Below are 6429 nucleotides of genomic sequence, written 5' to 3' on the forward strand. Positions count from 1 at the left end.
CGGCCGGCAGGCCCGCCTCCTCGGCCAGGGCGGCCGCCAGCGCCTCCTCGGCCCGCTCGCCGAGCTCCAGCAGCCGGGCCCGCAGCGCCGCGCTGCCCTCGACCGTCCGCCAGAACGCCACCGCCCGCGGGTCCAGCCCGTACGTCGGCTCGCCGGTGTCCAGCCCGGCCAGCAGCTCCGCCCGGACGGCGTCGACCGGGGAGCTTCCCGCCGGGCGCCGCCGCACCACCAGGGCCAGCCGGTTCACCACCTCGTCCTGCCGGTCGAAGAAGAGGTCCTCCTTGGTCGGGAAGTAGTTGAACACCGTGGTGACGGCCACGCCGGCGGCCCGGGCCACGTCGGCCACCGTCACCTGCTCGAACCCGTGCTCGGCGAACAGCCCCGTCGCGGTGTCGGCGAGCAGGGTCCGGGTCTGCCGTTTCTTCTCCTCGCGAAGCCCCATGCGGAAATCATAGTGCCGCACCAAACTTGTAGTGACGCCAGAAATCTGGACTACGGTGGATCCCATGACCTTCACCTTCGGCGTCTACCCCGGCGGCCTGCTCGGCGACGAGAGCCGTGTGATCACCCCCGTCCGCCCCGACGACCCGGCGCGGATCACCGCCGCGCTGCGCGCGCTCCAGGGCGCCGCGCCCACCCTGCTGGTCCGCGCCTACCGCTCGTACCCCGCGGGGCCGGCCACCCCGCCGACCCCGGCCGCCCCGGAGCGGTACGCCGACGAGGGGCGCCGGCTCGACCTGGTCCTCCAGTTCCGGGCTCCGGACGGCGACCTGGACGGCTGGACGGACTTCGTCCGGCGGGCCGTGCGCACCGGCGGGGAGCGGATCGGCACGCTGCAGATCTGCGAGGAGCCCAACGCCGACTCCCCGGTGCTCGACGGCTCCGTGCCGAACGTCCGGCGGGCCCTGGTCGAGGGGGTGGTCGCGGCCAAGGAGGAGGCGCTGGCGCTCGGCCTCGACCTCGCCGTGGGGTTCAACGCGGCGTTCAGCCCGGACCCGGCCGACCCGTTCTGGCCCGCCCTCGGCGAACTCGCCGACGAGCGGTTCCACCGCGCGCTCGACTACGTCGGCCTGGACTTCTTCCCCGACGTCTTCCGGCCGGTCCCGGCCGCGCGGCTCGGCGAGGTGGTCGCGGCCGTGCTCACCGGCTTCCGGCGCGAGGTCGTCACCCGGGCCGGCATCGGGCCCGCGGTGCCGATCCGGGTCTGCGAGCACGGCTGGCCCACCGGCCCCGACCGCCCGGAACGGCGGCAGGCCGAGGTGGTCGAGGAGGTGGTCCGGACGGTCGCGGGCCTCGCCGGCGAACTCAACCTCACCGGCTACGTCCACTTCGGCCTGCGCGACGCGGACAGCGCGGGCCCGGGCCCGTTCCACCGCTTCGGCCTGCTCAGGGACGACTACACGCCCAAGCGGGCCTTCGCGGTGTACGGGAGGCTGGTGGAGGAGCTGACGGTGGTCTGACGGCGGTGGCGCCGTCAGCGCGCCGTCAGGTCACCTCGCCGCGCCGGGAGAAGCGCTCGTCCTTCCACTCGCCGCTGTCCAGCACCCGCGCCAGGTGGCGCGCCGCGTCCCACACCTCGGTGTGCGAGAGGTAGAGCGGGGTGAAGCCGAAGCGCATGAGGTCCGGCGCGCGGAAGTCGCCGATCACGCCGCGGGCGATCAGCGCCCGGACCACCGGGTAGCCGTCGGCGTGCCGCAGCGCCACCTGGCTGCCGCGCCGGGCGTGCTCGCGCGGGGTCACCACCTCGACGCCGTCCAGGTCCTCCACCAGGCCGATGAACAGATCGGTCAGGGCCAGGCTCTTGGCCCGGACGGCGTCCCGGTCGGCCCGCTCCCAGACGTCCAGCGCGGCCTCCAGCGCGGCCTGGCCGAGCAGCGAGGGCGAACTGGTGAGGAAGCGGCCGATGCCGTCCCTGGGCTGGTAGCCGGGCTCGAAGGCGAACGGGCGGGCGTGTCCGAACCAGCCGCTCAGCGGCTGCGAGGGACCGGCCGCCAGGTGCCGTTCGGCGACGTACAGGAAGGCCGGCGAGCCGGGGCCGCCGTTCAGGTACTTGTAGGTGCAGCCGACCGCGAAGTCGGCGCCGCTCGCGGAGAGTTCGACCGGCAGCGCGCCCACCGAGTGGCAGACGTCCCAGATCATCAGCGCCCCGGCGGCCCGCACCCGGGCGGTGATCCCGGGCATGTCCAGCAGCTCGCCGGTCCGGTAGTCGACGTGCGAGAGGACGACCGCGGCGACGTCCCCGTCCAGGTGCGCGTCCAGCTCGGCCGGGTCGATCAGCACGCTGCGGGCGCCCGGGACCAGCCCGGTCACGCCCTCGGCGATGTAGAGGTCGGTCGGGAAGGCCGCGCGGTCGCCCAGCACGGCGGAGCGGCCCGGACGCAGCCGCAGCGCCGCCGCCAGCACCTTGAACAGGTTCACCGAGGTGGTGTCGCAGACCACCAGCTCCTGCGGGGCGGCCCCGACCAGGGGGGCGATCCGCCGGCCCAGCCGGTACGGCTGCTCGAACCAGCCCGCGTCGTTCCAGCTGCGGATCAGCTCCCGGCCCCACTCCCGCTCGACCACCGCCCGCACCCGCTCCGGGGTGCGGACCGGCAGCGCGCCGAGCGAGTTGCCGTCCAGGTAGATCACCCCCGGCGGCAGGGCGAACTCCCCGCGGAACGCGGCCAGCGGGTCGGCGGCGTCCAGCGCCGCGCACTCCTCGCGCGTGATCATGCCCTGCCCCTCCATCGTGTCGCCCATGCCCGCCACCGGTTGACGCCCGCCGCGCGCGGCGCCGTCACAGCCCGTCCCGGATCGCCCACAGCTCCGGGAAGACGTCCTGCTCCGCGGAGCGGCGCAGCCAGGCCAGGCCGCTGGAGCCGCCCGACCCGGGCTTGCCGCCCATCGCCCGCTTGACCGCCGCCAGGTGGCGCTGGCGCCAGCGGGTCACCCGCTCGGCGACGTCCAGCAGCGCCTCGGCCAGCGGCAGCAGCCCGGCGTGCTCCGCCTCCGTGTAGACCCGCCGCCAGGCCGCCGCGACCGCGTCGTCCGCCTGGTGCCGCTGCTCGCGGACGGTGTCCGGCACGGCCAGGCCCCGGCGGGCCAGCAGCGCGAGCGCGTCGTCGTACAGACCGGGGGAGCGCAGCGCGGCGGTCAGCTCGGCGAGCGTCCCCGGGCTGTCCCGGTACATGTTCAGCAGCGCGGCGTTCTTGTTGCCGAGCAGGAACTCCAGGTGCAGGAAGGCCGCGGACTGGAAGCCCGAGGCCTCGCCGAACAGCGGGCGGAAGGAGTTGAACTCCCGCGGGGTGAGCGTGGCCAGCAGGTCCCAGGAATCCACCAGCACGTCCTGGACGTGGGTGCCCCGGCGCAGCGCGGCCAGCGCGCCCGGCAGGTCGTCCGCGCGCAGGGCGCCCTGGGCGAGCGTCCACTCGTGCCGCAGCAGGCCGAACAGCAGCTCCATCACCTGGGTGGTGACGATGAACGACAGTTCGGCGGGCGTCTCACTGAGCGGCTGCTGCAGGCTGTGCAACTCGTCCAGCCGGACGTAGCGCGCGTACGGGGTGCCCCGTTCCGGCTCGCCGCCGGCCCGGCCGAACGACAGGTTGGGCCTCTCCACCGTGTCGTGCCCCATGCCCGATCCCTCCAGACGTCATCGGCGAGTACCGGGGCCCCATTGTGCGGCGGTCCGGCGCGCATTTGAATGGGCGACGGGCACGGTGACCGCGGCCGCGCCTGTCGTTCGAGAGGCGTTTCGCCGATCCTCTTCACGATCGCAAAGCAGCGGGATCCAGCCAACCGGACCACACCCTCAGGAGCCGCCGTGGACGCCGTCGACCGCCGACTGCTGGCCGAGCTGCAGGCCGACGCGCGGCTCTCCTACAACGAACTCTCCCGCCGGGTGAGCCTGTCCGCACCCGCCGTGGCCGAACGGGTCCGCCGCCTGGAGGCCGACGGGGTGATCACCGGCTACCACGCCCACGTCGACCTCACCCGCTCCGGCCTGCCGATCACCGCCCTGGTGCAGCTCCAGTGCTACGGCCCGCGCTGCGTGCTGCGCGACCCGGAGGTGGCCGGCTGGCCGGAGGTGCTCCAGTTGCACCGGGTCACCGGCGGGGCCTGCTGCGTGCTGCTGGTCGCCGTTCCGGCGATGGCCGATTTCGAGGCCCTGATCGACCGCCTCGGCGGCTACGGGCAGCCGGCCAGCTCGATGATCCTCTCCAGCCCCGTTCCCTGGCGGCCGGTGGTCGCGCCCTGAGCAGGCCGATAGGTTCCTGCCCATGCCGATCGACCGTCACATCCTGCTGCTGCCGGGCGGCCTGCGCGCCGGCTCCGTCAACGAGACCGTGCTGCGCACCGCCGCCGCCGTGGCCCTGGTCACCGAGGGCGTCGCGACCACCTACTACACCGGGCTGGCGGAGCTGCCGCACTACAACCCGGACCTCGACACCGACCCGCTGCCGGAGCCCGTCGCCGCGCTGAGAGCGGCGGTCGGGGCCGTCGACGCCCTGCTGATCTGTACGCCCGAGTACGCCGGGACCCTGCCGGGGGCCTTCAAGAACCTGCTGGACTGGACGGTCGGCGGCACCGAGATCGCGGAGAAGCCGGCCGCCTGGATCAACGCCGCCGGGACCGGCCGGGGCCTGGGCGCCGAGGCGGCGCTGGGCACGGTGCTGCGCCACGCGGGGGCGTCCGTGGTCGAGGCGGCCTGCGTCCGGGTGCCGCTGGCGCGCGCCGACGTCGGCCCGGACGGGCTGGTCGCCGATCCGCTGGTGCGCGACCGGATCGGGGAGGCCCTGCTCAGGCTGGCCGCGTCCGCCTGAGCCGCCGTCGCCCGCCCCGCCGGGCCCGGTGGGCCGGTTCAGTGCTCCTCGGGCAGGTGCACGCCGAGCCCGGCGAGGCCTTCCAGGAACAGCTCGGCGCCGACCGCCGCGAGCAGCAGGCCGAGCAGCCGGGCCACCACCTCCAGCGAGGTCCGGTGGGTGCGCAGCATCAGCGGGGCGAGCACGGCGACGCAGACGTAGTTGATCGCCACCACGGCGACGTACGCGCCGGCCACGGTGGCGTGCCAGCCCCAGTCGTCCTTGGCGAGCGAGCCGACCAGGACCGCGGTGACCGCGAGCGGGCTGGCCAGGTAGGGCAGCAGCAGCTCGCGGATCCCCTCCACCATCGGACTCGCCAGGTGCTCGTCCGTCTCGTCGGCTCCGGAGCCCAGGTGGACGCCGAAGACCAGCGCGACCGCGTAGACGAAGAAGATCAGTCCGCCGGCGAGCTGCAGCGACTGGTCGCTGATGTGGAACAGCGAGGTGACGAAGTCGGCGCTGAAGGCGAGGGCTACGCCGATCACCGCCGAGACCAGCGTGCTCCAGGCCGCCAGGCGCCGCAGCTCCCCGGAGGTCCGGGTGGAGGCCAGCCGGGCGAAGGACAGCAGGACCTTCGGCGGGCCGACCACGGCGAAGAAGGCGATGAAGGCGCTGCTCAGGTCGAAGACGAACATGCGCCAAGCATGGTCGCGGCGATCATCGCCGCCCGGCTGCCACGCCTGGGCCCGGGTTATTCCCGTTCGTGCCGTAATTCGCCCGAACGGCTGTCCCGGGTCGAGCCGCCGGGCGGTTTCCGCTGCCATGGAAGCCGGACCACCCCTCCGTGTGGCGGAGGACTCCCGAAGGGGACTTGAAAATGGCTCTGAACCGTATCGACCTGGGCCTGCTCGCCCTGCGCGGCGCCGTCGGCGGGGTGCTGGTCGCCCACGGCGCCCAGAAGCTGTTCGGCTGGTTCGGCGGTGGCGGCCTGGAGGGCACCGCCAAGGCGATGGAGGCGATGGGCTTCCACCCGCCGCGCCAGAGCGCGCTGGCCGCGGGCCTCGGGGAGGCGGGCGGCGGCGCGCTGCTGGTGGCCGGGCTGGCCACGCCGGTGGCCGGCGCGGTGGTGGCCGGGACGATGGCGGGCGCGGTCGCGGTGCACGCCCCGTCCGGGTTCTTCGCGATGTCCGGCGGCTACGAGTACCCGGCGTTCCTGGGCACGGCGGGTCTGGCGCTGGGCCTGGCCGGACCGGGCCGGTACTCGCTGGACCACCTGACCGGGCACACGTTCAACCGGCCGTGGACCGGCCTGCTGGCCTTCACGGCGAGCGCGGCCTCGGCGTACGGGGTGGTGGCCCGCCGCCGGCACGCCGTCCGGCTGGCGGAGGAGCGCGCGGCGGTGGAGGCGCAGACCCAGGAGGGCTCGGGGCTCTCCTGAGCCCGGCCCTCGGCTCCGCGGGCTCACCCGAACGCTCCAGCCCTGGTGGCGTCGGCCCCGAGGCGGCTGGAACGTGGGCGGGGAAGCGCGCCGGTCCTGTCCGGCGCCGGGCCAGACCCGCCGGCCAGAATCGAGGAGCCCGATGGACCGTCAGCCGCCCAGCCGCCCCGCGGCCCCGTCCCGGCCGACCGCCGCGGACCCGCACGCCCCCGC

Annotated in this window: 8 protein-coding genes; 4 read left to right on the top strand and 4 right to left on the bottom strand. The window is 74.9% G+C overall.

Annotation, left to right across the window (positions count from 1 at the left end):
- Positions 1–442, bottom strand: a 442-nt coding sequence (locus ABD308_RS38660) for a TetR/AcrR family transcriptional regulator (protein WP_344345679.1), incomplete at its 3' end; no start/stop codon positions are given.
- Between the two features lie 64 nt (positions 443–506).
- On the opposite strand from ABD308_RS38660, the gene ABD308_RS38665 reads away from it, so the two are divergent.
- Positions 507–1460: a hypothetical protein gene (locus ABD308_RS38665; RefSeq protein ID WP_344345681.1), complete on the top strand. Its 954-nt coding sequence runs from the start codon at positions 507–509 to the stop codon at positions 1458–1460.
- Positions 1461–1485: 25 nt separating this feature from the next.
- Here the strand turns inward: ABD308_RS38665 and kynU are convergent, their stop codons facing one another.
- Positions 1486–2739 (bottom strand): kynureninase, encoded by a 1254-nt coding sequence (gene kynU, locus ABD308_RS38670; RefSeq protein ID WP_344345683.1) that lies wholly within the window; start codon positions 2737–2739, stop codon positions 1486–1488.
- A gap of 37 nt (positions 2740–2776) precedes the next feature.
- A complete protein-coding gene (locus tag ABD308_RS38675) occupies positions 2777–3610 on the bottom strand; it encodes a tryptophan 2,3-dioxygenase (protein WP_344345685.1) in 834 nt (277 codons plus the stop codon).
- 189 nt (positions 3611–3799) lie between these two features.
- Between ABD308_RS38675 and ABD308_RS38680 the strand changes: the two genes are divergently transcribed.
- Entirely contained in the window at positions 3800–4234 is a 435-nt protein-coding gene (locus ABD308_RS38680) for an Lrp/AsnC family transcriptional regulator (protein WP_344345687.1), read from the top strand.
- Positions 4235–4256: 22 nt separating this feature from the next.
- Positions 4257–4799, top strand: coding sequence for an NADPH-dependent FMN reductase (locus ABD308_RS38685; RefSeq protein ID WP_344345689.1), 543 nt, complete (start codon positions 4257–4259; stop codon positions 4797–4799).
- A 38-nt stretch (positions 4800–4837) separates the two neighbouring features.
- Here the strand turns inward: ABD308_RS38685 and ABD308_RS38690 are convergent, their stop codons facing one another.
- Positions 4838–5473 carry a MarC family protein gene (locus ABD308_RS38690; RefSeq protein ID WP_344345691.1) on the bottom strand — a complete coding sequence of 212 codons (636 nt, stop codon included), beginning with the start codon at positions 5471–5473 and terminating at the stop codon, positions 4838–4840.
- 182 nt (positions 5474–5655) lie between these two features.
- Between ABD308_RS38690 and ABD308_RS38695 the strand changes: the two genes are divergently transcribed.
- Positions 5656–6216, top strand: coding sequence for a DoxX family protein (locus tag ABD308_RS38695; protein ID WP_344345693.1), 561 nt, complete (start codon positions 5656–5658; stop codon positions 6214–6216).
- The last annotated feature ends 213 nt before the right edge of the window (positions 6217–6429 follow it).

This window comes from Kitasatospora putterlickiae (genome assembly GCF_039527695.1).
GTDB classification, from domain to species: Bacteria; Actinomycetota; Actinomycetes; order Streptomycetales; family Streptomycetaceae; genus Kitasatospora; species Kitasatospora putterlickiae.

Bases quoted from the DNA above. Each gene is read 5' to 3' on its own strand.
- ABD308_RS38665 (WP_344345681.1), top strand. From the start codon at position 507: ATGACCTTCACCTTCGGCGTCTACCCCGGCGGCCTGCTCGGCGACGAG.
- ABD308_RS38690 (WP_344345691.1), bottom strand. From the start codon at position 5,473: ATGTTCGTCTTCGACCTGAGCAGCGCCTTCATCGCCTTCTTCGCCGTG.
- ABD308_RS38685 (WP_344345689.1), top strand. From the start codon at position 4,257: ATGCCGATCGACCGTCACATCCTGCTGCTGCCGGGCGGCCTGCGCGCC.
- ABD308_RS38675 (WP_344345685.1), bottom strand. From the start codon at position 3,610: ATGGGGCACGACACGGTGGAGAGGCCCAACCTGTCGTTCGGCCGGGCC.
- ABD308_RS38695 (WP_344345693.1), top strand. From the start codon at position 5,656: ATGGCTCTGAACCGTATCGACCTGGGCCTGCTCGCCCTGCGCGGCGCC.
- kynU (WP_344345683.1), bottom strand. From the start codon at position 2,739: ATGGGCGACACGATGGAGGGGCAGGGCATGATCACGCGCGAGGAGTGC.